Source organism: Acidithiobacillus ferrooxidans ATCC 23270, from assembly GCF_000021485.1.
Lineage (GTDB): Bacteria > Pseudomonadota > Gammaproteobacteria > Acidithiobacillales > Acidithiobacillaceae > Acidithiobacillus > Acidithiobacillus ferrooxidans.
Map to the genome: position 1 here is coordinate 289239 of NC_011761.1, position 22519 is coordinate 311757.

At 56.3% G+C, this 22519-nt stretch carries 40 protein-coding genes; 38 read left to right on the forward strand and 2 right to left on the reverse strand.

Features of this window, described 5'->3' with window-relative positions:
- Positions 1 to 28: 28 nt before the first annotated feature.
- The 32 genes from fusA to rplQ all read left to right on the forward strand — a co-directional run bounded on the left by fusA (position 29) and on the right by rplQ (position 17441).
- Positions 29 to 2128, forward strand: coding sequence for an elongation factor G (gene fusA, locus AFE_RS01530; protein WP_012536085.1), 2100 nt, complete (start codon positions 29 to 31; stop codon positions 2126 to 2128).
- 20 nt (positions 2129 to 2148) lie between these two features.
- Positions 2149 to 3339, forward strand: coding sequence for an elongation factor Tu (tuf, locus tag AFE_RS01535; RefSeq protein ID WP_009566505.1), 1191 nt, complete (start codon positions 2149 to 2151; stop codon positions 3337 to 3339).
- Entirely contained in the window at positions 3339 to 3647 is a 309-nt protein-coding gene (gene rpsJ, locus AFE_RS01540; RefSeq protein ID WP_012536086.1) for a 30S ribosomal protein S10, read from the forward strand. The genes tuf and rpsJ overlap by 1 nt, the downstream gene beginning before the upstream one ends.
- Positions 3648 to 3664: 17 nt before the next feature.
- Positions 3665 to 4297, forward strand: a complete 633-nt coding sequence (gene rplC, locus AFE_RS01545) for a 50S ribosomal protein L3 (protein ID WP_009565431.1) — start codon at positions 3665 to 3667, stop codon at positions 4295 to 4297.
- Positions 4298 to 4307: 10 nt separating this feature from the next.
- On the forward strand, positions 4308 to 4925 hold the full coding sequence (rplD, locus tag AFE_RS01550; RefSeq protein ID WP_009565432.1) for a 50S ribosomal protein L4: 618 nt from the start codon (positions 4308 to 4310) through the stop codon (positions 4923 to 4925).
- The gene (gene rplW, locus AFE_RS01555; protein ID WP_012536087.1) at positions 4922 to 5215 is read left to right on the forward strand and encodes a 50S ribosomal protein L23; all 294 of its coding nucleotides are present in this window, start codon (positions 4922 to 4924) and stop codon (positions 5213 to 5215) included. The genes rplD and rplW overlap by 4 nt, the downstream gene beginning before the upstream one ends.
- Before the next feature lie 16 nt (positions 5216 to 5231).
- Positions 5232 to 6056 carry a 50S ribosomal protein L2 gene (gene rplB, locus AFE_RS01560; protein ID WP_009565434.1) on the forward strand — a complete coding sequence of 275 codons (825 nt, stop codon included), beginning with the start codon at positions 5232 to 5234 and terminating at the stop codon, positions 6054 to 6056.
- An 18-nt stretch (positions 6057 to 6074) separates the two neighbouring features.
- Positions 6075 to 6350 (forward strand): 30S ribosomal protein S19, encoded by a 276-nt coding sequence (gene rpsS, locus AFE_RS01565; RefSeq protein WP_009565435.1) that lies wholly within the window; start codon positions 6075 to 6077, stop codon positions 6348 to 6350.
- Positions 6351 to 6361: 11 nt separating this feature from the next.
- Positions 6362 to 6697, forward strand: a complete 336-nt coding sequence (gene rplV / locus AFE_RS01570; RefSeq protein ID WP_009565436.1) for a 50S ribosomal protein L22 — start codon at positions 6362 to 6364, stop codon at positions 6695 to 6697.
- A 7-nt stretch (positions 6698 to 6704) separates the two neighbouring features.
- The gene (gene rpsC / locus AFE_RS01575) at positions 6705 to 7367 is read left to right on the forward strand and encodes a 30S ribosomal protein S3 (protein ID WP_009565437.1); all 663 of its coding nucleotides are present in this window, start codon (positions 6705 to 6707) and stop codon (positions 7365 to 7367) included.
- A 12-nt stretch (positions 7368 to 7379) separates the two neighbouring features.
- Entirely contained in the window at positions 7380 to 7796 is a 417-nt protein-coding gene (gene rplP, locus AFE_RS01580) for a 50S ribosomal protein L16 (RefSeq protein WP_012536088.1), read from the forward strand.
- The gene (gene rpmC / locus AFE_RS01585; protein ID WP_009569559.1) at positions 7793 to 7990 is read left to right on the forward strand and encodes a 50S ribosomal protein L29; all 198 of its coding nucleotides are present in this window, start codon (positions 7793 to 7795) and stop codon (positions 7988 to 7990) included. The genes rplP and rpmC overlap by 4 nt, the downstream gene beginning before the upstream one ends.
- Complete coding sequence (rpsQ, locus tag AFE_RS01590; protein ID WP_009569558.1) at positions 7987 to 8262, forward strand: 30S ribosomal protein S17; 276 nt, start codon at positions 7987 to 7989, stop codon at positions 8260 to 8262. Before rpmC ends, rpsQ begins: the two co-directional genes overlap by 4 nt.
- A complete protein-coding gene (gene rplN / locus AFE_RS01595) occupies positions 8259 to 8627 on the forward strand; it encodes a 50S ribosomal protein L14 (RefSeq protein WP_012536089.1) in 369 nt (122 codons plus the stop codon). Before rpsQ ends, rplN begins: the two co-directional genes overlap by 4 nt.
- Before the next feature lie 9 nt (positions 8628 to 8636).
- The gene (rplX, locus tag AFE_RS01600; protein WP_009569556.1) at positions 8637 to 8957 is read left to right on the forward strand and encodes a 50S ribosomal protein L24; all 321 of its coding nucleotides are present in this window, start codon (positions 8637 to 8639) and stop codon (positions 8955 to 8957) included.
- A 14-nt stretch (positions 8958 to 8971) separates the two neighbouring features.
- Entirely contained in the window at positions 8972 to 9514 is a 543-nt protein-coding gene (gene rplE / locus AFE_RS01605) for a 50S ribosomal protein L5 (protein ID WP_012536090.1), read from the forward strand.
- Between the two features lie 13 nt (positions 9515 to 9527).
- Positions 9528 to 9713, forward strand: coding sequence for a type Z 30S ribosomal protein S14 (locus tag AFE_RS15430; protein ID WP_012536091.1), 186 nt, complete (start codon positions 9528 to 9530; stop codon positions 9711 to 9713).
- A 9-nt stretch (positions 9714 to 9722) separates the two neighbouring features.
- A complete protein-coding gene (gene rpsH / locus AFE_RS01610; RefSeq protein ID WP_009568793.1) occupies positions 9723 to 10118 on the forward strand; it encodes a 30S ribosomal protein S8 in 396 nt (131 codons plus the stop codon).
- Positions 10119 to 10131: 13 nt separating this feature from the next.
- A complete protein-coding gene (gene rplF, locus AFE_RS01615; protein ID WP_012536092.1) occupies positions 10132 to 10656 on the forward strand; it encodes a 50S ribosomal protein L6 in 525 nt (174 codons plus the stop codon).
- Between the two features lie 18 nt (positions 10657 to 10674).
- On the forward strand, positions 10675 to 11028 hold the full coding sequence (rplR, locus tag AFE_RS01620) for a 50S ribosomal protein L18 (protein WP_009569276.1): 354 nt from the start codon (positions 10675 to 10677) through the stop codon (positions 11026 to 11028).
- Between the two features lie 12 nt (positions 11029 to 11040).
- Positions 11041 to 11571 carry a 30S ribosomal protein S5 gene (gene rpsE / locus AFE_RS01625; RefSeq protein WP_012536093.1) on the forward strand — a complete coding sequence of 177 codons (531 nt, stop codon included), beginning with the start codon at positions 11041 to 11043 and terminating at the stop codon, positions 11569 to 11571.
- Complete coding sequence (gene rpmD, locus AFE_RS01630) at positions 11564 to 11749, forward strand: 50S ribosomal protein L30 (RefSeq protein WP_012536094.1); 186 nt, start codon at positions 11564 to 11566, stop codon at positions 11747 to 11749. The genes rpsE and rpmD overlap by 8 nt, the downstream gene beginning before the upstream one ends.
- The gene (gene rplO / locus AFE_RS01635; protein WP_012536095.1) at positions 11746 to 12183 is read left to right on the forward strand and encodes a 50S ribosomal protein L15; all 438 of its coding nucleotides are present in this window, start codon (positions 11746 to 11748) and stop codon (positions 12181 to 12183) included. Before rpmD ends, rplO begins: the two co-directional genes overlap by 4 nt.
- On the forward strand, positions 12183 to 13514 hold the full coding sequence (gene secY, locus AFE_RS01640; RefSeq protein WP_012536096.1) for a preprotein translocase subunit SecY: 1332 nt from the start codon (positions 12183 to 12185) through the stop codon (positions 13512 to 13514). The genes rplO and secY overlap by 1 nt, the downstream gene beginning before the upstream one ends.
- Before the next feature lie 2 nt (positions 13515 to 13516).
- Positions 13517 to 14173 carry an adenylate kinase gene (locus AFE_RS01645; protein WP_012606542.1) on the forward strand — a complete coding sequence of 219 codons (657 nt, stop codon included), beginning with the start codon at positions 13517 to 13519 and terminating at the stop codon, positions 14171 to 14173.
- Entirely contained in the window at positions 14174 to 14392 is a 219-nt protein-coding gene (gene infA, locus AFE_RS01650) for a translation initiation factor IF-1 (protein ID WP_009568282.1), read from the forward strand.
- A gap of 8 nt (positions 14393 to 14400) precedes the next feature.
- Positions 14401 to 14514 carry a 50S ribosomal protein L36 gene (gene rpmJ / locus AFE_RS15435; RefSeq protein WP_009568281.1) on the forward strand — a complete coding sequence of 38 codons (114 nt, stop codon included), beginning with the start codon at positions 14401 to 14403 and terminating at the stop codon, positions 14512 to 14514.
- Between the two features lie 63 nt (positions 14515 to 14577).
- Complete coding sequence (rpsM, locus tag AFE_RS01655; protein WP_009568280.1) at positions 14578 to 14934, forward strand: 30S ribosomal protein S13; 357 nt, start codon at positions 14578 to 14580, stop codon at positions 14932 to 14934.
- A gap of 17 nt (positions 14935 to 14951) precedes the next feature.
- Entirely contained in the window at positions 14952 to 15347 is a 396-nt protein-coding gene (gene rpsK, locus AFE_RS01660; protein WP_009568279.1) for a 30S ribosomal protein S11, read from the forward strand.
- A 20-nt stretch (positions 15348 to 15367) separates the two neighbouring features.
- The gene (gene rpsD / locus AFE_RS01665; protein WP_012536098.1) at positions 15368 to 15994 is read left to right on the forward strand and encodes a 30S ribosomal protein S4; all 627 of its coding nucleotides are present in this window, start codon (positions 15368 to 15370) and stop codon (positions 15992 to 15994) included.
- A 22-nt stretch (positions 15995 to 16016) separates the two neighbouring features.
- Positions 16017 to 17036 (forward strand): DNA-directed RNA polymerase subunit alpha, encoded by a 1020-nt coding sequence (locus AFE_RS01670; protein ID WP_012536099.1) that lies wholly within the window; start codon positions 16017 to 16019, stop codon positions 17034 to 17036.
- 30 nt (positions 17037 to 17066) lie between these two features.
- Positions 17067 to 17441, forward strand: a complete 375-nt coding sequence (rplQ, locus tag AFE_RS01675; protein ID WP_012536100.1) for a 50S ribosomal protein L17 — start codon at positions 17067 to 17069, stop codon at positions 17439 to 17441.
- 163 nt (positions 17442 to 17604) lie between these two features.
- Here rplQ and dut read toward each other — a convergent pair whose 3' ends face one another.
- Both dut and coaBC read right to left on the reverse strand, forming a co-directional pair.
- Positions 17605 to 18057: a dUTP diphosphatase gene (gene dut / locus AFE_RS01680; RefSeq protein WP_012536101.1), complete on the reverse strand. Its 453-nt coding sequence runs from the start codon at positions 18055 to 18057 to the stop codon at positions 17605 to 17607.
- Positions 18050 to 19306, reverse strand: coding sequence for a bifunctional phosphopantothenoylcysteine decarboxylase/phosphopantothenate--cysteine ligase CoaBC (gene coaBC / locus AFE_RS01685; RefSeq protein ID WP_012536102.1), 1257 nt, complete (start codon positions 19304 to 19306; stop codon positions 18050 to 18052). Before coaBC ends, dut begins: the two co-directional genes overlap by 8 nt.
- Before the next feature lie 32 nt (positions 19307 to 19338).
- On the opposite strand from coaBC, the gene radC reads away from it, so the two are divergent.
- The 6 genes from radC (at position 19339) to AFE_RS01715 (ending at position 22517) form a co-directional block, all read left to right on the forward strand.
- Complete coding sequence (gene radC, locus AFE_RS01690; RefSeq protein ID WP_012536103.1) at positions 19339 to 20013, forward strand: RadC family protein; 675 nt, start codon at positions 19339 to 19341, stop codon at positions 20011 to 20013.
- Positions 20010 to 20375, forward strand: coding sequence for a diacylglycerol kinase (locus AFE_RS01695; protein WP_012536104.1), 366 nt, complete (start codon positions 20010 to 20012; stop codon positions 20373 to 20375). Before radC ends, AFE_RS01695 begins: the two co-directional genes overlap by 4 nt.
- Before the next feature lie 3 nt (positions 20376 to 20378).
- A complete protein-coding gene (locus tag AFE_RS01700; RefSeq protein WP_009560716.1) occupies positions 20379 to 21125 on the forward strand; it encodes a phosphatase PAP2 family protein in 747 nt (248 codons plus the stop codon).
- Positions 21126 to 21294: 169 nt separating this feature from the next.
- Complete coding sequence (locus tag AFE_RS01705) at positions 21295 to 21648, forward strand: hypothetical protein (protein WP_012536105.1); 354 nt, start codon at positions 21295 to 21297, stop codon at positions 21646 to 21648.
- Between the two features lie 23 nt (positions 21649 to 21671).
- Positions 21672 to 22028 (forward strand): YtxH domain-containing protein, encoded by a 357-nt coding sequence (locus AFE_RS01710; RefSeq protein WP_012536106.1) that lies wholly within the window; start codon positions 21672 to 21674, stop codon positions 22026 to 22028.
- 111 nt (positions 22029 to 22139) lie between these two features.
- Positions 22140 to 22517, forward strand: coding sequence for a DsrE/DsrF/DrsH-like family protein (locus tag AFE_RS01715; RefSeq protein WP_012536107.1), 378 nt, complete (start codon positions 22140 to 22142; stop codon positions 22515 to 22517).
- Positions 22518 to 22519 lie beyond the last annotated feature (2 nt).

Sequence of the window (22519 nt, forward strand, 5' to 3'; positions counted from 1 at the left end):
CTGCAACTCTCCGCACAAGGACTGACACGTGGCACGCACAACCCCTATCGAACGCTATCGCAATATCGGCATCATGGCGCACATCGATGCCGGCAAAACGACTACCACTGAGCGCATTCTGTTCTACACTGGCGTCTCTCATAAGATTGGCGAAGTGCATGAAGGTACTGCGGTCATGGACTGGATGGCGCAGGAGCAAGAGCGCGGTATCACCATTACCTCAGCGGCAACCACCTGCTTCTGGAAAGGTATGGATGGGCAGCGTGCCGAGCACCGGATCAACATCATCGACACCCCCGGACACGTCGACTTCACCATCGAGGTGGAGCGGTCCCTGCGGGTGTTGGATGGCGCCATGGCGGTATTTTGTGCGGTGGGTGGTGTGCAGCCGCAATCCGAGACCGTATGGCGGCAGGCAAACAAGTACAAGGTGCCCCGTATTGCGTTCGTCAACAAAATGGATCGTCAGGGTGCCAACTTCAAGCGCGTTGTCGATCAGATCGCGACCAAGCTACGCGGTAACCCCGTGCCGGTTCAGTTGCCCATCGGCGAGGAAGATCACTTTAGCGGTGTCATCGACCTGATGAAGATGAAGTCCATCAACTGGGATGATGCACTGCAGGGCACGCGATTTACCGAAGAAGATATTCCCCCTGCCTTGCAGGCGGACGCAGAAGCTGCGCGGCACTTCATGGTCGAAGCGATCGCGGACGCCGATGAAGACGTGATGATGAAATACCTCGAAGGTGAGGAAATCAGCATTGCAGAGTTGCAGGCGGCCTTGCGCAAGGCGACGATTTCCGGCGCCGTGGTTCCGGTGTTGTGTGGAAGTGCATTCAAGAACAAAGGGGTACAGGCTGCATTGGACGCAGTATTGGACTACCTGCCTTCGCCTGTCGATATCAAGCCGGTGGAAGGCACGAATCCAGACAATGGCGAAGAAATCGTCCGTTTCGCCGATGACAGCGAACCTTTCTCCGCGCTCGCGTTTAAAATCGCGACGGATCCGTTTGTCGGACAGCTCACTTTTTTTCGGGTGTACTCCGGGGTGCTCACCGCGGGCTCTACGGTCCTCAACCCGGGGCGTAACCAGAAGGAGCGTATCGGGCGCGTGTTGCAGATGCACGCCAATGAACGGCATGAAATCAAAGAGGTGCTTGCTGGCGATATCGCCGCCGCCGTCGGACTCAAAACAGCTTATACGGGAGATACGCTCTGTGACTTGAATAAGCCTATTGCTCTGGAGCAGATGGAGTTTCCCGAGCCGGTGATTCATGTCGCGGTCGAACCAAAGACCAAGGCGGACCAGGAAAAGATGGGCATTGCTCTGGGGAAGCTTGCGCAGGAGGATCCGTCGTTTCGGGTCCGTACCGATCAGGAATCCGGGCAGACCATCATCTCCGGTATGGGCGAGTTGCATCTGGAAATCATTGTCGACCGCATGAAGCGTGAGTTCGGCGTCGAAGCTACTGTGGGTGCGCCGCAGGTGGCGTATCGCGAAACGATCCGCAAGACTGTCGAGTCGGAAGGCAAGTTTGTTCGCCAGTCAGGCGGTCGTGGCCAATATGGACACGTCTGGTTGCGCCTTGAACCCCTCGAGCCGGGAAGCGGTTTTGTTTTCGAGAACGGGGTGGTCGGCGGTACGGTACCCAAGGAGTTTATCAACCCTACTGAAAAGGGTGTTGAAGAAGCGCTGGAAAATGGTATCATTGCCGGCTTCCCAGTGGTGGACGTCAAGGTCACCATTTTTGACGGTTCATATCATGATGTCGACTCCTCGGAGGCGGCATTCAAGATCGCGGGGTCGATGGGTTTCAAGGCGGGTGCGGCCAAGGCGAACCCTGTACTGCTGGAACCCATCTTTGCCGTAGAGGTAGTAACTCCGGAAGAATATATGGGTGACATCATCGGCGACATCAACAGCCGTCGCGGCATGATGCAGGGTATGGAAGACGAAGCGGGCGCCAAGCTGATCCGCTGCGAAGTACCCCTGGCGGAGATGTTCGGATATGCGACGACGGTACGTTCGCTTTCCCAGGGTCGGGCCACCTATACCATGCAGTTCGAGAAGTATATGGAAGTCCCCGGCCATGTGGCCGAGGCCATTGTCAAGAAAAGTCAGCGCTAGTCGTAACGGGAGAGTTCAAGATGTCCAAAGGGAAATTTGAGCGGACGAAGCCGCATGTCAACGTGGGAACGATTGGTCACGTGGACCATGGCAAGACCACATTAACGGCGGCGCTGACGAAGGTGTTGTCGGCGAAGTTTGGCGGTGAGATTCGCGCCTATGATCAGATTGACAATGCGCCGGAAGAGCGGGCGCGAGGGATCACGATAGCGACCTCGCACGTAGAATACGAGACCGCGAATCGTCACTATGCCCATGTAGACTGTCCGGGGCATGCCGACTATGTGAAGAACATGATTACCGGAGCGGCGCAGATGGACGGCGCCATACTGGTGTGTTCGGCAGCGGACGGTCCGATGCCGCAGACCCGCGAACATATTTTGCTTGCCCGTCAGGTGGGCGTTCCCTATATCGTCGTGTTTTTGAACAAGGCGGACATGGTGGATGACGCCGAGCTGCTGGAGTTGGTGGAAATGGAAGTGCGCGAACTTCTGTCCAAGTACGAGTTTCCCGGTGATGACATTCCGGTGATTATCGGTTCGGCGCTGAAGGCCCTGGAAGGGGATCAGAGCGACATAGGGGAGCCTGCGATTTTCCGTTTGGCGGATGCGATGGACAGCTACATCCCGATGCCCGAGCGTCCCGTGGACAAGCCCTTCCTGATGCCGATAGAAGACGTATTTTCGATTTCGGGTCGTGGCACGGTGGTGACCGGACGTATTGAGCGTGGCATTGTGAAGATTGGCGATGAGATCGAGATCATCGGCATTCACAACACCGCCAAGAGCATTGTCACTGGTGTGGAGATGTTCCGCAAGATTCTGGATCAGGGGCAGGCCGGAGACAACGTCGGGGTACTGCTGCGCGGCACGAAGAAAGATGATGTGGAGCGTGGTCAGGTACTGGCCAAGCCGGGCAGCATCAAGCCGCATACGCGTTTTGAAGCGGAAGTATATGTGTTGTCGAAAGAGGAAGGGGGTCGACACACGCCGTTTTTCAATGGTTACCGCCCGCAGTTTTACTTTCGTACCACTGACGTGACGGGTGCGGTGGAGTTGCCGGAAGGTGTGGAGATGGTGATGCCGGGCGACAATATATTGTTCAAGGTCGCGTTGATTGCGCCGATTGCGATGGAGGAAGGTCTGCGTTTCGCGGTGCGCGAAGGCGGCCGTACCGTTGGCGCCGGCGTCGTCTCCAAGGTGGTCGAATAATGGACAGTTCCAAGATTCGCATCCGTCTTAAATCATATGATTATCGCATGCTCGATATTTCCGCTGCGGAAATCGTAGAAACCGCACGCCGGACCGGTGCGCGTGTTTGTGGCCCGATTCCCCTTCCCACAAAAATCGAACGTTTTACGGTTTTGCGCTCGCCGCATGTGGATAAAAATGCGCGTGATCAGTTTGAACAGCGTACGCACAAGCGCTTACTGGATATTCTCGATCCCAACGACAAGACGGTGGATGCCCTGATCAAACTGGATCTGGCGGCTGGCGTCGATGTCGAGATCAAGCTGTAATTATAAAGGACGATACAATGGTAATGGGCCTGATCGGACGGAAAGTAGGTATGACGCGCATCGTTGCAGGCGATGGGCGTGTGCTGCCGGTAACCGTCATTCATGTGGCGCCGAATACGGTGGCACAGGTTAAAGATATCGCCACGGACGGTTACTGTGCAGTGCAGGTGGCAACCGGTACGCGCCGTCCACAGCGGGTAACTTCTGCTTTGGCAGGACACTTTCGTAAAAATGGCATTGCTCCCGGGCGGCTATTACGGGAATTCCGCGTGGCAGATACCGCCAATTATGCGTGCGGTATGGACATTGATCTGGACATCTTCGCTGAAGGGCAGCGCGTGGATGTGTCGGGCGTGAGCAAGGGAAAAGGCTTCGCCGGCGCTATCAAGCGCCATAATTTCCGGAGTAACCGCGCGAGTCATGGTAACTCCCTGTCCCACCGTGCACCGGGATCCATCGGTTGTCGCCAGACGCCGGGCCGCGTGTTCAAGGGCAAGAAAATGGCCGGACACCTGGGCGCAGAACAGGTCACAACACTCAATCTCGAGTTGGTACGCATCGATGCCAATCGTCGCCTGCTCATGATCAAGGGTGCCGTCCCTGGTGCGCGAGACGGTGACGTGATGATTCGTCCCGCCGTGCGTGGTTAGGAGAAAAACAATGCAAGTGCAAAGCTTGGAAGTGACCACCGGGAAAAGCAGCGAAATCGAGATCGCCGATGGTGTTTTTGGTGTGCCTTATAACGAGGCGTTGCTGCATCAGGTGGTGGTGGCCCAAATGGCCGGTATGCGTTCGGCCAACGCCGTACAGAAGAATCGTGCGGCAGTGCGCGGTGGCGGACGTAAACCCTGGAAACAGAAAGGCACGGGCCGGGCGCGCGCGGGCAGCATTCGTAGCCCGATCTGGCGCGGTGGTGGGCGAGCCTTTCCCGGCGGAAATGAAAACTACACGCAGAAGGTCAACAAGAAAATGTGGGCCGGGGCAATGCGGACCGTACTGGCAGAATTGCTACGCCAGGGTCGTTTGCAAATCATTCAGCAGGAAGATTTCGGAGAACCACGAAGCCGCCTGGGCAGGGATTGGTTGAGTCGCGCGGGAGGAGATAACGTTCTGCTCGTCATGGGGGAAGTACCGTTGAATCTTTTTCTGGGCTTGCGGAATTTTCCGAGAGTGGGTATCGCTGGATGGCAGGACGTCGGTCCTGCCGATCTGCTCCAATATGGCCGAGTATTACTGGATGTTGAAGCCGCAGCCAGGTTAGGTGAGGTGTATGGATGAACGCTGAGCGTAAGTATCTGGTCTTGCTGGCGCCTGTGATCAGTGAAAAAAGCACGATGGTGCAGCAGCAGGCGAATCAGTTCGTATTTAAGGTTGCCCGTGATGCCACGAAGCGCGAGATCAGGTCAGCAGTGGAAAAACTTTTTGAGGTTCAGGTTCTTTCTGTTCAGACCTGTAACTATCTGGGAAAGGAAAAGCGTGTAGGTCGCCATGTCGGGCGTCGCTCGTCCTGGAAAAAAGCCTATGTACGGCTGGCCGAGGGCAGCAGCATAGATTATGGCGTTGCCTGAGAAAAAGGGATAACACATGGCACTGATTAAAACCAAACCGACCTCTGCAGGGCGGCGTTTCGTGGTAAAAACCATCGATACACGTCTGCATAAAGGGAACCCGCATTCCGCCCTGGTGGAGGTGCAATCTCACAGTGGCGGTCGCAACAATCTTGGTCGGGTTACTCGGCGGCACCAGGGAGGCGGACACAAGTCCCATTATCGGCTGGTGGATTTTAAGCGTAATAAGCTAGACATACCTGGCAAGGTAGAACGCTTGGAATACGATCCCAATCGCTCCGCCCATATTGCGTTGATTTGTTATGTCGACGGTGAGCGTCGCTATATCCTCGCGGCAAAAGGCATGTCTGTCGGTGATCCGGTGCTTTCTGCTGAGCAGACGCCCATAAAGCCCGGTAATTGTATGCCACTTCGCGGTATCCCGGTGGGTTCAGTGGTTCATAATGTTGAGATGCGCCCGGGCAAGGGCGGACAGATTGCCAGATCCGCTGGCGCATCGGTTCAGCTCATGGCCCGTGAGGGCGATTACGCCCAACTGCGCTTGCGCTCTGGTGAAGTCCGCAGAATTCATGTATCCTGCCGCGCTACTATAGGTGAGGTAGGCAATGAAGAACACGGATCTCGTCAGTTGGGAAAGGCGGGAGCAACGCGCTGGCGGGGTGTGCGGCCAACAGTTCGTGGTGTGGCGATGAACCCGGTTGACCACCCACATGGTGGTGGCGAAGGCCGTACTTCCGGTGGTCGCCACCCGGTATCGCCGTGGGGCCAACCGACCAAGGGTTACCGTACTCGTAGAAACAAGCGTACGAGCAATATGATTGTGCGTCGTCGTTCGCGTTAGTGGTTAAGGGGATTTCACGTGCCACGTTCGATTAAAAAAGGTCCGTTCATTGATGAACATCTGGACCGCAAAGTGCAGAGTGCTCAGGCGAGTAACAGCCGTCGGCCGATCAAAACATGGTCGCGCCGTTCGACGATTACACCTGATTTCATTGGATTGACCATTAGTGTTCATAACGGCCGTCAGCATATTCCGGTAGTTGTTAACGAGAATATGGTGGGTCATAAGCTCGGTGAATTCGCTTTGACGCGGACCTTCAAGGGCCACGTCGCGGACAAGAAAGCCAAGCGCTAAAGGGGGGAATGATGAAATCATCAGCCGTGCTCAAAGGATTACAGATGTCACCCCAGAAGGCGCGTCTTGTCGCAGATCTGGTGCGCGGACAGCCGGTGGGGAAAGCGTTGGAGATTCTACGCTTCACTACTAAAAAGGCCGCCTTGCCCATTCGTAAGTGTTTGGAATCGGCGATCGCGAACGCTGAAAATAACGAAGGCGCCGATGTCGATGCCCTGGTGGTCGAGCAGATCATGATTGATGGTGGTGCCGTACTGAAGCGGTTCGCGGCCAGAGCGAAAGGTCGCGGCTCGCGGATTCTGAAGCGCACCAGCCATATCACCGTTGTAGTTGCAGAGGTTTACTGAGGAACCTATGGGACAAAAAACCAATCCAATCGGACTGCGTCTGGGAATCATTAAGAATTGGAATTCCCGGTGGTATGGCAAAAGCGACTTCCAGGAGAAGCTGCTTGAAGATATCAAGGTCCGGCAGTTTATTCGGGAGCGGCTTGCAGGTGGGGCGGTTTCTGACATTATCATTGAGCGCCCAGCGCGTAGTGCGCGCATTACCGTACATACCGCCCGACCGGGTATTGTGATCGGTAAAAAGGGCGAAGATATTGAAAAGCTTCGGCATGACGTACAAAAGCGCATGGGGGTTCCCGTGCATATCAATGTGGAGGAAATCCGCAAGCCTGAGCTGGACGCGCAGTTGGTGGCAGAAAGCGTAGCGCAGCAACTCGTCCGTCGTATCATGTTCCGGCGGGCCATGAAGCGCGCTGTTACCAATGCCATGCGTTTCGGTGCCTTAGGCATGCGCATTAACTGTGCCGGTCGTTTGGGTGGGGCCGAAATTGCCCGCACTGAATGGTATCGAGAGGGTCGCGTTCCGCTGCACACGTTGCGCGCTGATATTGACTACGGTTTCGCTGAGGCCAACACCACCTACGGAATAATTGGGGTGAAGGTATGGATTTTCAAAGGTGAAATTCTGGAGTGGAGCACGGCACAAACGGCCGCTGCCCGCCAGAAGTGACGGGAGTTTCCGATGCTGCAGCCAAAACGTACAAAATTTCGTAAACAACACAAAGGGCGTAACCGAGGTGTCGCTACGCGCGGAAGCAAAGTGAGCTTTGGCGAGTTCGGTCTCAAGGCCGTTGGCCGTGGCCGTATTACTGCGCGTCAGCTTGAAGCCGCACGGCGCGCCATCAGTCGTCATGTGAAACGGGGCGGACGCATCTGGATACGTATTTTTCCGGACAAACCGATCAGTAAAAAGCCTGCCGAGGTGCGTATGGGCAAGGGTAAAGGCAACCCGGAATATTGGGTGGCACTGATTCAGCCCGGCAAGGTGCTTTATGAAATGGAAGGTGTTACGGAAGAGGTTGCGCGTGAAGCATTCGCGCTGGGTGCTGCCAAGCTTCCGGTACAGACGGCATTTGTAAGTAGACGGGTGATGGGATGAAAGCTCAGGCGGTTCAGAAACTTGATTTAGCGGGTTGTCAGGCTCAATTGCTGGTCCTTTTGGAGGAGCAATTCAGATTGCGGATGCAACATGCAACCGGGCAATTGGCCAAGACCTCCCGTTTACGCACTGTGCGTCGTGATATTGCGCGCGTACGGACAGCTATTACCGTGAAGAAGGAAGCGCACTCATGACCGAGGCGAAAAATCCGCGTAGTCTGGTTGGTACGGTAGTCAGCAACCTGATGGATAAAAGTATAGTGGTGAATGTTGAGCGTCGTATTCAGCATCCACTTTATAAAAAATATATTCGACGGTCCAAGAAATTTCACGCCCATGACGCGGAAAATATCTGCCATATCGGGGATATTGTAAAAATCGAGGAGTGTCGCCCGTTATCGAAAACCAAAAGTTGGCGTTTGGTAAGTGTGCTCGCCGAAGGCGTCATAGAGGGAGATAACGCATGATACAGACACAGACAAGGCTCAACGTTGCCGATAACAGCGGAGCGCGAGAAGTGATGTGTATTAAAGTGCTTGGCGGTTCACATCGGCGTTATGCGGATATCGGTGACGTTATCAAGGTCAGCATAAAGGATGCGGTCCCGCGCGGCAAAGTAAAAAAAGGCGACGTATATAACGCGCTCGTGGTGCGCACACGCAAGGGCGTGCGCCGGGAAGACGGATCCCTGATTCGCTTTGACAGCAACGCTGCGGTGCTTCTGAATAATCAGTTGCAACCTATTGGGACACGTATTTTTGGCCCGGTTACGCGTGAACTGCGCGGGGCTAATTTTATGAAGATCATTTCTTTGGCACCGGAAGTGTTGTAGGGGATGACCATGTTGAAGGTACGTAAGGATGATGAGGTTGTGGTTCTCGCCGGCAAAGACAAGGGTAAGCGCGGCAAGGTGCTCAAGGTGCTGCGCGAGGACTCGCGAGTGCTGGTTGAAAAGGTGAATATGATCAAACGCCACGTTCGTCCGGATCGCATGGGTAAAGCGGGCGGTATCGTGGAGAAAGAGGCGCCTATTCACGTATCAAACGTGGCAATTTTCAATGCCGCAACCGGCGGCGGGGATCGCATCGGCTATAAAGTGCTCGAGGATGGGCAGAAAGTGCGTGTTTTTAAGAGCAACGGCGAAGTTATCGGCCGCCGTTAAGCAAGGGAAATAATATGGAAGCACGTTTACATGCGTTGTATAAAACCTCCATTGCGCCCAAACTGATGCAGGAGTTTGGCTTCAGTAGTGTCATGGAAGTGCCAAAATTGCTTAAGATCACTCTGAACATGGGGGTCGGCGAGGCGGTTGGTGATAAAAAGGTGCTGGAAGCCGCGGTGGGGGACATGACCAGGATTGCAGGGCAGAAGCCGGTAGTCACGCGTGCGCGAAAGTCTGTGGCGGCATTTAAAATTCGCGATGGCTATCCGATTGGATGTATGGTGACGTTGCGGGGGATCGTGATGTACGAATTTTTGGATCGCCTCGTCAGTGTCGCTATCCCCCGAATCCGGGACTTTCGCGGGCTTTCGCCGAAGTCTTTTGATGGGCGTGGAAATTATACGATGGGCGTGAAAGAGCAGATCATATTCCCGGAAATTGAATATGACAAAATCGATCGTTTGCGCGGGTTGGACGTGGTGTTTACCACCACCGCCAAGAATGATGAAGAGGGCCTTGGGCTGTTGAAAGCCTTCAAGATGCCCTTCCGGCCTTGAAGGAGTTTGACGCGTGGCAAAGAAATCGTTAATCGCAAAGTCCGAAAGGACTCCAAAATTTAAAGTGCGTGCGTATCACCGGTGCAAATTGTGCGGGCGTTCACGCGGTTACTATCGGAAGTTCGGCTTGTGCCGTCTATGCTTTCGCAAGCATGCGTCGGCTGGGTCAATTCCCGGTATCGTCAAAGCGAGCTGGTGAGGAAACACGATGAGCGTGACGGATCCTATTGCTGATATGCTGACGCGCATTCGTAATGCGCAACAGGTAAATAAGGCGAAAGTGCGGATGCCCGCTTCCAAGCTGAAACGTGCGATCGCACGAGTTCTGGTGGAAGAAGGCTATATTCAGGAAGTAAAAGAGGACGTCGCGAACGGTCACCCCGTTCTCGATCTGACTTTGAAGTATTATGCTGGTGCGGGTGTGATCGCGGAAATTCGGCGAGTCAGCCGGCCTGGTGTTCGCGTTTACCGTGGTGCGGAAGATTTGCCGCGCGTGCGTGACGGCTTCGGTATTGCCATTATCTCAACGTCTCAGGGAATTATGACCGATCGCGCGGCCCGTAGTGCCGGGATTGGTGGTGAAGTTCTCTGCGTCGTGTCCTGAGGGGGGAACGAAAATGTCTCGTGTAGCGAAACAACCAGTGCCGCTGCCTAAGGGGGTTGAGGTCCACGTTGCCGATCAACGCCTGGTGGTAAAAGGCCCTAAGGGCGAAATGTCGGTTCCTTTTCATCCTGCGGTGGAATTGCGGATAGACGACGGCGGCGCGTCACTGACATGGTCAGATAACCAGAATGCCCAAGCGGGGACCATGCGCGCCATATTGAATAATATGGTACAGGGTGTCTCCCAGGGCTATGAGCAAAAGCTGGAAATTATCGGCGTGGGTTACCGTGCCCAGGCGAAGGGCAAGACCCTCAGTTTAAGCCTCGGCTTTTCTCATCCCGTGGACTATTCGGTGCCAGACGACATCACCATCGAAACACCGACTCAGACAGAGATTGTCATTCGGGGGATCGATAAACAAAAGATCGGACAGATCGCTGCAGATATCCGTGCCTATCGTCCTCCGGAGCCCTACAAGGGTAAGGGCGTGCGTTATGCGGGAGAAAATGTCAGACGTAAAGAAGCGAAGAAGAAATGATGGTTGAGGCTTACTACTATGAATAAAAATTTGGCAAGGCTTCGTCGGGCGCGTAAAACGCGAGCACGTATTGCATCACAGGCCAAACCGCGACTCTGTGTTTTTCGCTCGGGCAGGCATATTTACGCTCAGGTGATCGATGACTCGCAGGGTAAGGTTCTGGCGCAGGCCTCCACGGTCGAGGGTGAGTTGCGTGCGTCAATGGGGCGGGGCGCAGATGTTGCGGCAGCCGCAACAATCGGACAACGGGTTGCAGCGAAGGCATTGGCTGTGGGTGTTAAGGAAGTGGCATTCGACCGGAGCGGATATCGTTATCACGGTCGGGTGAGAGCTTTGGCCGACGCTGCCCGTGAAGGCGGGTTGTCGTTCTGATGGAGAGCTAAGATGGCACGGGAAAATCGCGATACGCAGCCCAATGACGGAATGCAGGAAAAATTAATTCATATCAACCGCGTTTCCAAGGTGGTCAAAGGTGGGCGGCAGTTTGGTTTCGCGGCGCTCATGGTCGTGGGGGACGGTGATGGAAAGGTCGGCTTTGGCCGCGGAAAGGCCAAAGAAGTCCCCGCAGGCATTCAAAAAGCTACCGACCAGGCCCGCCGGTGGATGACGAGCATACCACTGATGCGGGGTGGCACGATTCCCTACCCGGTAGAGGGTCGTCACGGCGCAGCGCGGGTGATGTTGCGGCCAGCGCCCGAAGGTAGCGGTGTAATTGCGGGTGGCGCGATGCGTGCGGTTTGCGAGGCGGTAGGTTTGCGTAATGTGGTCGCCAAGTCGCTGGGCTCCAACAACCCCATCAATGTGGTTCGGGCGACCTTTGATGCCTTCGACAAACTGATCAGCCCCCAGGCGATCGCGATGAAACGTGGTAAAAGCCTTAAGGAGATTCGCGGGCAAGGAGGACACGATGAGTAAACATCTGCGTATCACGCTGGTAAAAAGTTTGATAGGCGTTGCTGAGAAACATCGTCGGGTCGTCGCCGGCCTGGGCTTGCGCCATACCCATCACTCGGTGGAACGTTTGGATACTCCGGAGATTCGAGGGATGGTAAACAAGGTTCCTTATCTGCTTCGCTGGGAAGAGCTGTCATGAAATTAAACACCATCGCGCCCGCAGAGGGCTCAAAGAAGGACCGCCGGCGTGTTGGGCGGGGAATCGGCAGCGGTTTCGGCAAGACGGCCGGGCGTGGTCATAAGGGCCAGCATGCACGGTCCGGAGGTTACCATAAGGTAGGTTTTGAAGGCGGGCAGATGCCTTTGCAACGACGTATTCCTAAGCGTGGCTTTCGTAACACGTTGGGCGTTCGCGTCGTGGAGGTGGCGTTATCGCAGTTGGAGTCTGCAGCCATTGACGGCGTGGTGGATTTGGAAGGCCTGCTACTGCGACGCATCGTTCGCGGTTCGCCCGATGCGGTCAAGGTTATATTGACCGGAGAAATCACTCAGGGGTTGACGGTGCGTGGTCTGCGAGTCAGCGCTGGTGCCAGGGCGGCTATCGAAAAGGCCGGCGGAAAGGTGGAAGATTGATGGCTGGGTTACGTAGCATTGGAGGTGCCGCACAGGGTGCCGGTAAGATCAATGAGTTACGTAACCGTATCCTGTTTTTGCTTGGCGCGCTTCTGGTTTTTCGGGTGGGGGCGCATATCCCCGTTCCCGGTATCGACCCTGCGGCTATGGCGACGTTTTTTAATCAGCAACGGGGAACCATTCTTGGCATGTTCAACATGTTCTCCGGCGGGGCACTTTCCCGGCTGACGGTTTTTGCGTTAGGGATCATGCCGTATATCAGCGCATCCATTATTTTTCAGTTGGCCGGGTCAGTTTTTCCGAAACTTGAGGAACTAAAAAAGGAAGGCGAGGCCGGGCGTCGGAAAATAACAGAGTATACGCGTTATGCGACGGTCATATTGGCGTTGATGCAAGGTCTGGGAATCGCCATCGCGATTGAGAAGATGCATGCCGGCACTGTTCCGGTTGTTATTAGCCCAGGCCCGTTATTCTTGTTTACCACAACCATTTCTTTGGCTTGTGGTACGGTTTTTTTGATGTGGATCGGGGAGCAGATCACCGAGCGTGGGATCGGCAACGGCATTTCCATGATTATCTTCGCCGGAATTGTTGCCGGACTGCCAGACGCAATAGGGACGACCTTTGAACTGATGAAAACGGGTCAGTTTCAGCCACTATTTGTTGTGGCGCTCTTTGTGCTGGCGCTTGCGGTGACGGGATTCGTGGTGTTTATGGAAAGTGCGCAGAGACGTATTCCCATTCAGTATGCCAAACGGCAGGTCGGTCGCAAAGTATACGGCGGGCAGAGCACCCACATGCCGCTCAAGGTGAATATGTCCGGGGTGATTCCACCGATATTCGCATCCAGCATAATATTATTGCCCGCGACCCTGTCAGGTTGGTTTGCGAATGTGCCAGGTATGGAGTGGTTGGCGCGCTTCGGTCAGGCGTTGAGTCCGGGCTCTGCCCTTTACGTTGTGGTGTTTACAACGGCGATCGTATTTTTTGCATTTTTTTACACGGCCATGGTCTTTAATCCTCGGGAAACGGCGGATAACCTGAAAAAGTCCGGAGCTTTCGTACCAGGTATCCGACCAGGTGAGCATACGGCTAAGTACATGGATCGTATCCTCACCCGGCTTACGCTCTGGGGCGCCATATACCTGACCCTGGTTTGTTTGCTGCCAGAATTTCTCATTGTGCAGTACAATGTCCCATTCTATTTCGGCGGTACGAGTCTGCTGATCGTGGTCGTCGTGATGATGGACCTGATGGGCCAGATTCAGAGCCATTTGCTGACGCACCAGTATGAAGGGTTGATTCGCAAGAACCCTCTTGGCGGGCGGTGAGGGTGGCAAAGCATTTTATTTTTCTCGGTGCGCCGGGCGTTGGCAAGGGGACACAGGCGCAGCGCCTGGCCCAGTTAATAGGCTTGCCTCATGTCTCTACCGGTGATATGCTCCGCGCCTCGGTTCAGTCCGGTAGCGCGATTGGTGTTCGCGCTGCGGCGGTTATGGAGTCCGGTGCGCTCGTTGGCGACGAAATTATCATTGGTATCGTTGCGGAGCGGCTGCTTCTTCCGGATGCCGCGACAGGGGTTGTTTTCGATGGATTTCCCCGGACTATTCATCAGGCGAACGCGCTGGACGATTTGCTTGCCGGACGTGGTGATCAGATTGCGGCGGTGCTTCATATTGAGTTGGCTGATGAAGAAATCGTGGAGCGTCTTTCCGGACGGCGAGTGTGTGCGACGTGCGGGGCGATTTACCATATACGCTATCACCCGCCCGCAGTCGAAGGGATCTGTGATGTCTGCGGGGGGGTGTTGTTGCAACGTGAGGATGATCAGCCTGCGGTGATTCGTAAGCGCTTGGCTGTTTATCAGACGGAAACTGCGCCGTTGATTGCGTATTATCACGATCGGTCTGCTTACCACTTGGTGAGCGGAGAGGGTGAGGCGGATGAGGTATTCTCTAGAATCGTGAAAGCGGTAGAGGTAGCACGTTAAATGTCGAAAGAAGATACCCTGGAAATGCAGGGTGAGGTAGTAGAGAATTTGCCAAGCGCGACCTTTAAGGTTCGCTTAGAAAATGGTTATGTCGTCAATGCACATATCTCCGGAAAGATGCGGATGCATTATATTCGTATTTTGCCTGGAGATAAGGTTACTGTAGAGATGACGCCCTACGATTTAACGAAGGGTCGCATCATTTATCGTGCCAAATAGGGGGTGTCATGAAGGTTCGCGCATCTGTTAAAAAGCTTTGTCGTAACTGCAAAATTGTTCGTCGTAACGGTGTGGTTCGGGTGATTTGTGTCGAGCCGCGCCATAAACAGCGCCAGGGTTAAGGTGCGGGCGAAACTGTTTAGTCTTGTGGGGTCACCCCACTCAGTCTCTTGGAGGAATTGCGGATGGCCCGCATCGCTGGTGTAAATATTCCGAACAATAAACAAATAGAAATTGCCTTGACGTATATTTATGGTATCGGCAGAACGCGTGCCCGGACCGTTCTGAGCGCAGCCGACATTGCATGTGATATGCGGGTCAAGGATATCAGCGAGCCTGAGCTGGAACGTATACGTTCGGAGGTTGCAAAGTTTCTTGTGGAGGGCGACCTGCGCCGCGAAGTGACCATGAACATAAAACGCCTGATGGACCTGGGGTGTTATCGCGGTATACGGCATCGGCGCGGCCTCCCTGTTCACGGCCAGCGGACCAAGACCAATGCGCGTACGCGTAAGGGTCCCGCCAAATCTATTACACGATAGGCAGGAAGATTCCAGAAATGGCAAAAACTCAAACGAATACTCGTGCGCGAAAGAAGGTCAAGAAAAATGTCCTGGATGGCGTCGCCCACATTTACGCATCCTTCAACAACACGATTATCACCATCAGTGATCGTCAGGGTAATGTGCTGACTTGGGCCAGCTCCGGTGGATCGGGGTTTCGGGGCTCGCGCAAAAGTACACCTTTTGCGGCTCAGGTGGCCGCTGAAAACGCGGGTAAAAAAGCTCAGGAGTTCGGTGTAAAGAACCTGGATGTCGAAGTTCGGGGACCGGGGCCGGGACGCGAGAGCACTGTGCGTGCGCTTCATTCCATTGGTTTCCGTATCGCGAGTATCCGCGATGTAACGCCGATTCCTCATAACGGATGCCGTCCGCCTAAAAAGCGGCGTGTTTAAATTTTAGGTGGAGGTTGTCTGTGGCTAAATATACGGGTCCGAGTTGTCGTTTGTGTCGGCGCGAAGGCGGAAAGTTGTTTCTCAAGGGTGAGAAGTGCTTTTCTGATAAATGTCCAGTGAGTATTCGGGCCTACGCCCCTGGGCAGCATGGCCAGCGGCGGGGACGTGTCAGCGAGTATGGCGGGCAATTGCGTGAGAAGCAGAAAATCCGGCGCATTTACGGCGTGTTGGAGGGGCAGTTTCGGCGATATTTCCAGCGGGCGAGTCAGGCACGCGGTGTCACCGGCGAGTTGCTGCTTCGGTTCCTCGAACTGCGTCTCGACAACGTTGCCTATCGCTTGGGTTTCGGCGCATCTCGTGCGGAGGCGCGCCAGGTCGTTCGTCATGGCCATATTCTGGTTAATGGACGACGTGTGGATATTCCGTCTTACCAGGTACGTGCCGGGGATGTTGTGAGCGTTGCTGAGGCTGCCCGGACGCATATCCGTATTGCTGCATCGGTTGAAGCCACAGCAGGTCGTGGTTTCCCGGAATGGGTGAGCATGGACACTACCGAACTTAAGGCGACCATCAAAGCCGTGCCGGTGCGAGAAGATATGGCCCCGGATTTGAACGAACAGGTCGTCGTGGAGTTGTACTCTAAGTAAGACCGGGGGTTGAGGAACGCTTATGACTGAGGTTGGAGAGCTGTTGCGCCCGCAGGGCGTTGACGTGGAAGTGATTTCAGCACGCCGTGCGCGTCTGGCCCTTGGGCCCTTGGAGCGTGGTTTTGGCCACACTCTGGGTAGTGGGTTGCGCCGGGTGTTGTTGTCGTCTCTCAAAGGTGCGGCGGTTACCGAGGTGGAGATTGAAGGGGTGTTGCACGAGTACTCCAGCATCGAGGGCGTGCAGGAAGACGTGGTGGATATCCTGCTCAACTTGAAGATGCTGGCGGTACGGGCGCACGGACGCGGAGATGCGGTGGTGACACTGCGCAAGCGTGGCCCCGGCCAAATGACCGGCGCCGATATCGTATCGGAACATGGTATCGAAGTGGCGAATCCGGAGCAGGTAATCGCCACGCTGACCCGCGATGTGGAACTGGTACTCCGTTTGCGTATTGACGAAGGACGCGGCTACGACGCGGCGGCTACGCGACGCCAGTCCCATGAAAAGCGTATCGGTGTGATGGCTCTGGATGCGAGTTTTAGTCCGGTGCTGCGGGTGAGCTATCTGGTGGAAAACGCCCGGGTAGAGCAACGTACCGACCTGGATCGTCTAATACTGGATGTCGAAACCAATGGTGTGGTGGATCCGGTCTGGGCGGTGCAGGAGGCAGCCCGCATTTTTCGCAGCCAGCTCGGCGTGCTGGCAGGTGCGGAAACCCGGGAAATACCCGAGGCGTCGCAGGTGCAGGTCAGTCAGAGCCTTACGCCCCTGTTGATTCGTCCGGTCGATGATCTGGAACTCACGGTGCGGTCGGCGAACTGCTTGAAGGCCGAAGACATTTTTTATATCGGCGATCTGGTGCAGAAATCGGAGCAGGAACTTTTAAAGGCGCCTAATCTGGGACGCAAGTCGCTCAATGAGATAAAGGAAGTTTTGGTGGCGCATGGCCTGACGTTGGGGATGCGACTCGACAGCTGGCCGCCGGAAAACCTGCCGCCGGTGCCCGGGCGGGCGGCCGATACGGACTCGATCATCGGCTAACGTTAGAAATTATGTAGAGGGAATGGTGTCATGCGTCATCGTAAAAGTGGTAAACAGTTAAATCGTAATAGCAGTCATCGACAGGCCATGTTTGCTAACATGATGGTGTCGTTGTTTCATCACGAGCGGATCGTTACGACCTTGCCGAAAGCCAAGGAGTTACGGCGCTTTGCCGAACCCATGATCACGCTTGCGAAGGAGGCGACCGTCGCAAAACGGCGTCTGGCATTTTCTCGTCTGCGCGATCGCCAGGCAGTGGTTAAATTGTTTGATGACCTTGGTCCGCACTACCTCGCGCGTCCAGGTGGCTATTTGCGTATCGTCAAATACGGTTTTCGGGCTGGTGATAATGCACCGTTGGCTATTGTTGAGCTGGTAGACCGGCAAACGGCAGCCGCCGAATAATGCTGTATATCGTGATCAGAAAACCGGCCCATCGTTGGTGGCCGGTTTTTTTTGCTCAGGTGGCCATGCCCCTATACGTTCGCTAACCTGTTCAGCCCCCGCCCGAGGCTTCGCTGGTACCTGCACCCGTAGGGCCATGGCAGGGGGGGAGCGTACCTGCCTGTTATTGTCGTCCGGTGCTGCCAAATCCGCAGGCACCCCGTGCGCTGGCTGCAAAATGGTCCACCACCGTAATGGCGGGACGGATAACCGGCACCAGCACCAGTTGCGCGACACGCTCACCCGGTTGGATGAGTATCTCTGCGCTGCCGCGATTCCACAGGGACATCTTCAGCGGCCCTTGGTAATCCGCATCGATGAGGCCCACCAAGTTGCCCAGTACCAACCCGCGGTGCCCCAAACCGGAGCGTGGCAGCAACAGCGCTGTCACCTGAGGGTCGCCGATATGCATGGCAAATCCGGCGGAGACGAGTTCGGCCTGCCCCGGAGCCAGCCGCAGCGGGCTGTCCAGACAGGCACGTAGGTCCATGCCTGCCGAGTCGGCGCTGGCGTAATGAGGAAGAGGCCAATCCTGGCCGATACGCGGATCAAGGATGCGAATTTGCAGGTTATTCATGAAGGTCTTCAATCTCCGTTCCAGGCAATGAGATAAAACTGCTGAGGTGACGCACCAGGTGGCGCGCCAGATCGATTTTGCTGCAGCGCGGGATGTGCAGCACCCGTTCACCCTGCAGGATGCTGCAGGCATTTTCGGCGGCCCCCATCCCCAGCTCGGCAGAGTTGATATCATTGACCACTATGACGTCCGCGCCCTTGCGCTGCGCCTTGGTACCCGCGGTGGCAAGGTGATCATGGGTCTCGGCTGCGAAGGCGACGATATAGCGTGGTCGCCGGGAATCCCGATGTACGGCACTGACGATATCCGGATTGATGCTGAGGGGAAGGGGATTGGCAATGGCGGTTTTGCTGAGCTTTTGGGCGCTGAAGTGACTCGGTCTGTGGTCGGCCACGGCGGCGTTGGCGATAAATATATCCGTCGGTCGGTCCAGAGCCTGCAGGCAGGCCGTGAGCATATCCCTTGCGGAGAGGACATCCAGACGGCTTACTCCCGGCGGGGTTTGTTCATGGGTGGGTCCGGTAATCAATAGCACCTCCGCTCCCGCTTCTGCGCAGGCCTGAGAGAGGGCGAAGCCCTGGCGGCCACTAGCCCGGTTGCTGAGGCCTCTTGCCGGATCGATGGCCTCCCAAGTCGGACCGGCGGTAATGAGGACGCGTTGGCCGCGCAGGGTTTTCTCGGCCAGCGCTAGACGTAGTTCGCCCACCAGTCGGTCGGGCGCCAACAATCGTCCAGCGCCGTCCTCGCCGCACGCGAGACTGCCGCTGTCGGGGCCCAGCAAGTGGGCGCCATCCGCCTGGATCTGCGCAAGGTTACGTTGCGTCGCGGGGTGCATCCACATGGTACTGTTCATCGCGGGTGCGAGAAAAAGCGGCACACGACTGGCGAGAACAATGGTGCCGAGGAGGTCGTCCGCCAGACCTTGAGCGAGACGGGCGATTCCATTGGCGGAGATGGGCGCGATCAGGAGGGCGTCCGCCCAGCGGGCCAGACGGATATGGTCCATGGCCGCCTCTTCGGTGGCGGCAAAGAGATCTCCACGCACGGGCTCGCCGCTCAGGGCCTGCAAGGTCAGCGGGGTCACAAACTGTGCTGCGCTGCGTGTCATGACTACACGCAACTCTACACCGGCCTGGCGCAGGGCGCGCACGATTTCCGGGCTTTTGTAGGCGGCAATACTGCCGCCCACGCCCAGAAGAATCCGTTTGCCAGCGAGGGGCTCCGTCGTGTTGAATACGTTATCAGTCATCACATTCCCAGTGTAAGGGAAGGAGGGAGCGTATGGCCATCACTGATTGGCCGGTGGACGAGCGTCCGCGGGAAAGATTATTGCAAAAAGGGGCCGCGACGCTGTCGGATGCGGAATTGCTGGCGATTTTTCTGCGGGTTGGGGTGGTGGGTAAAAGCGCGGTGGATCTGGCCAGGGAGATGCTGCTGAATTTTGGCAGTTTGCGGGCGTTGCTCACTGCCTCCCATCATGATTTTTGTGTACATAAAGGACTTGGGGATGCGAAATATGCCCTTCTGCAGGCGGTGCTGGAAATGGGCAGGCGTCATCTTGCCGAGGAATGGCAACGTGGGGACGGCCTTGATTCGCCGCTGCGGGTACGACAGTATCTGTCTGCTACCTTGCGTGACCGCTGCCGGGAGGTTTTTGCGGTGATCTTTCTGGATAATCGGCACCGGGTGCTGCGTTTTGAGGAGATGTTCCTCGGCACTATCGACGGCGCTACGGTGCACATTCGCGAAGTGCTGAAGCGCGCCCTCGAGCTGAATGCGGCGGCGCTCATCGTTGCGCACAATCATCCCTCCGGTGTGGCGGAACCCAGCGCGGCGGACCTTTCCCTGACGCGGCGTCTGGATCAAGCCATGCAGCTACTGGACCTGCGCTTGCTGGACCACTTCATTGTCGGTGATGGTGAGCCCTTGTCCTTGCGCGAACAGGGGGGTTGGTGAAAAAAAACAGCGCCTTATGGCGGCGCGCCCTTTTTGCGGGGCGTGGGTTGTGGATCGCCGCCCGCGAGGAAGCCAGCTTCCGGACCGAGTTGCTGGCGGTGGTGGGGGGCGTGATCCTTCTGTACTGGACAGGGGCGTCCCTTCTTTGGTGGGGGGTCGGCATTTTGCTCATGGGCGCGGTGCTTGCGGCAGAATTGCTCAACAGCGCCGTAGAATCGCTCGCTGATCTCGTAAGCCCGGAATATCACCCCCTGGTAGCGCGCGCGAAGGATTGCGGCGCGGCGGCGGTGCTGGTGCTGAGCTTCACCGCAGTACTGATCGCCGCGCTGCTGTTATGGCGGTACCTGCACTTGGGGGAGTGACCGTTGCGCGGACCACAACGCTGGGAATTGCTGGCTTTATTGCTACTCGCTGTGGGGGTGGCGGCATTACTCTGGCTTTACGCGGGAGATTTTCTGGCGGGTCTGCTCCTGCATCGGGTAGCACTGCTGGACGCCCGTTGGGAGACAGTAATTCTGCAATCCAGGGCTCCTGGTTGGCAGCCATTCTGGGCCAGGGTGACGCAGCTCGGCGGGCCGGATGTTCTGCCCTGGCTGCTGGCGCTGATGGCCGCTGCCTGTTTCGCAACCTGGCGTTTCTTTGATGGTTTCCTGCTGGTATCCGGCACGGCGATATTGGCCGTACTCGTTCAACTGATAAAAGTGACGACTGCCCGTGCTCGTCCCCCGGCCGCGGCGGAAATGTTATCACCCGCGTTTCCCAGTGGGCATGTGAGCCTCAGCGTCGTGGTCTATGGCCTGCTGGCCCTCTACCTCCTTGCCACGCTGCGGCATCGAGGCCTGCGTCTGGCGCTGGTGACGGTGCTTGCAGTATTGGTGGCGGCTATCTCCTGGAGTCGCCTGATCCTCGGGGTGCACTGGCCCAGTGATGTACTCGGCGCATGGTTGCTGTCCGGACTATGGCTGGTGCTGCTCTGGTGGGTTTGGCGAACGTATCATTCCCGGCATCCATACTACGGGTTGACCGGTGCGCGGCAGACCTGGAGCAGGGTGGCTCTCGGGCTGCTGGGTGTCGTCGGACTGGCCGTGATGGGATATGTATTGTCCTTCTGAGGAAGCCTGCGCGCGTCACGTTGGCGCCCGCGATTTTACCCCGCCCGCAGATGCGGCTTATAATGAAAAGGGACGGCGCGATAGGCACGGGGTTGTGGCGGATTGTTGCCCTTCGCCGCATTTAATTAGGATTAGCTTTCGGTGCCCGGAAGCTTGGGGGGAGGGGAGGATGACCGTCAGTGCGGGGGTAACCATCATTGCCATTGTCATGATCATTATTCTGTTGGTCATCACGGTGACGGCGGTCGTGCTGATACGGACCCAGTTGCGTCTGGAAAGGCTGCTGGCCAGGGTCGAACAGGACATTGGACCGCTGATATTCGATGCCAAGGTGGCACTCGCGGATATCAAACATATTACCCGGACCGGGCGAGTACAGATGGATCGGGTGGACTCGACACTCAGGTATCTGAGTGTGGAGATCATGGATACCGCGGATACCCTGGTTCGTCCGGTTCGGGAACTGGGGTTGTGGTATCATGCGCTACGCACAGGGTGGCGTTATTTTTCCCGGAAACATTAGCTGGAAACAGTGAGGAGACCACAATGAAGAACGCGGAAGGCTTTGTTATCGGAGTGCTGGTTGGCGCCGTTGGTGCCCTGCTGCTGGCCCCGGCCAGCGGCGCAGAGACGCGCCAGGAATTGCGGCGCGCGGTCGACAAAGGCCGCGATCGTCTACGCAATATGGAGTCTGTGGCGGAAGAACGCATCGGCGTACTCATTGACGAAATCCAGGAAAAAACTGCACATCTGATGGATGTGGGCGGTGACTTGGTCGAGTCCAAACGCCAGGACCTGCTGGAGGCCATTCAGGTGGCCAAGCGCGCACTGGCTGAGGAGCGGGATATCCTGACCCGGGCCAGCCGGGCGCGCCGTGTCGAGATGCAGGACATCGACCACTAAGGACTCCTGTGGGGGCCTTACGACTTTTTATGGTGTAATCAATCATTTCATGGCGCGGTGCTGGATCGGGACGGCTATGATGGGCGGGCCGAATTTCACAAGGAGATATACATGGCTGACAAGTTGCTGATGGTTATGGTGAACACCGATCCTTCCAACCCCCAGGAGTTGGGTGCGCCCTTTTTTCAGGCGACGGTGGCTGCCGCGATGGATTTTGAGGTCGAAGTTGTACTGACCGCCCGCGCCGGCGAGCTGGCCAAGAAGGGTGTAGCAGAGAAAATGTTTGTTATGCCGGGCAGCCCCAAGAGTGTCTACGACTTTATCAAGGACGCCCATGAGGCAGGCGTGAAGTTCTTTGTCTGCACCCCGACCCTTGAGTTGTGGGAATGCACCAAGGAAGACCTGATTCCCGAAATCCAGGATATCGTCGGTGGCGCTTATGTCATCGAGCAGGCAATGGATGACGACGTGGTCACCTTTACCTACTAGTG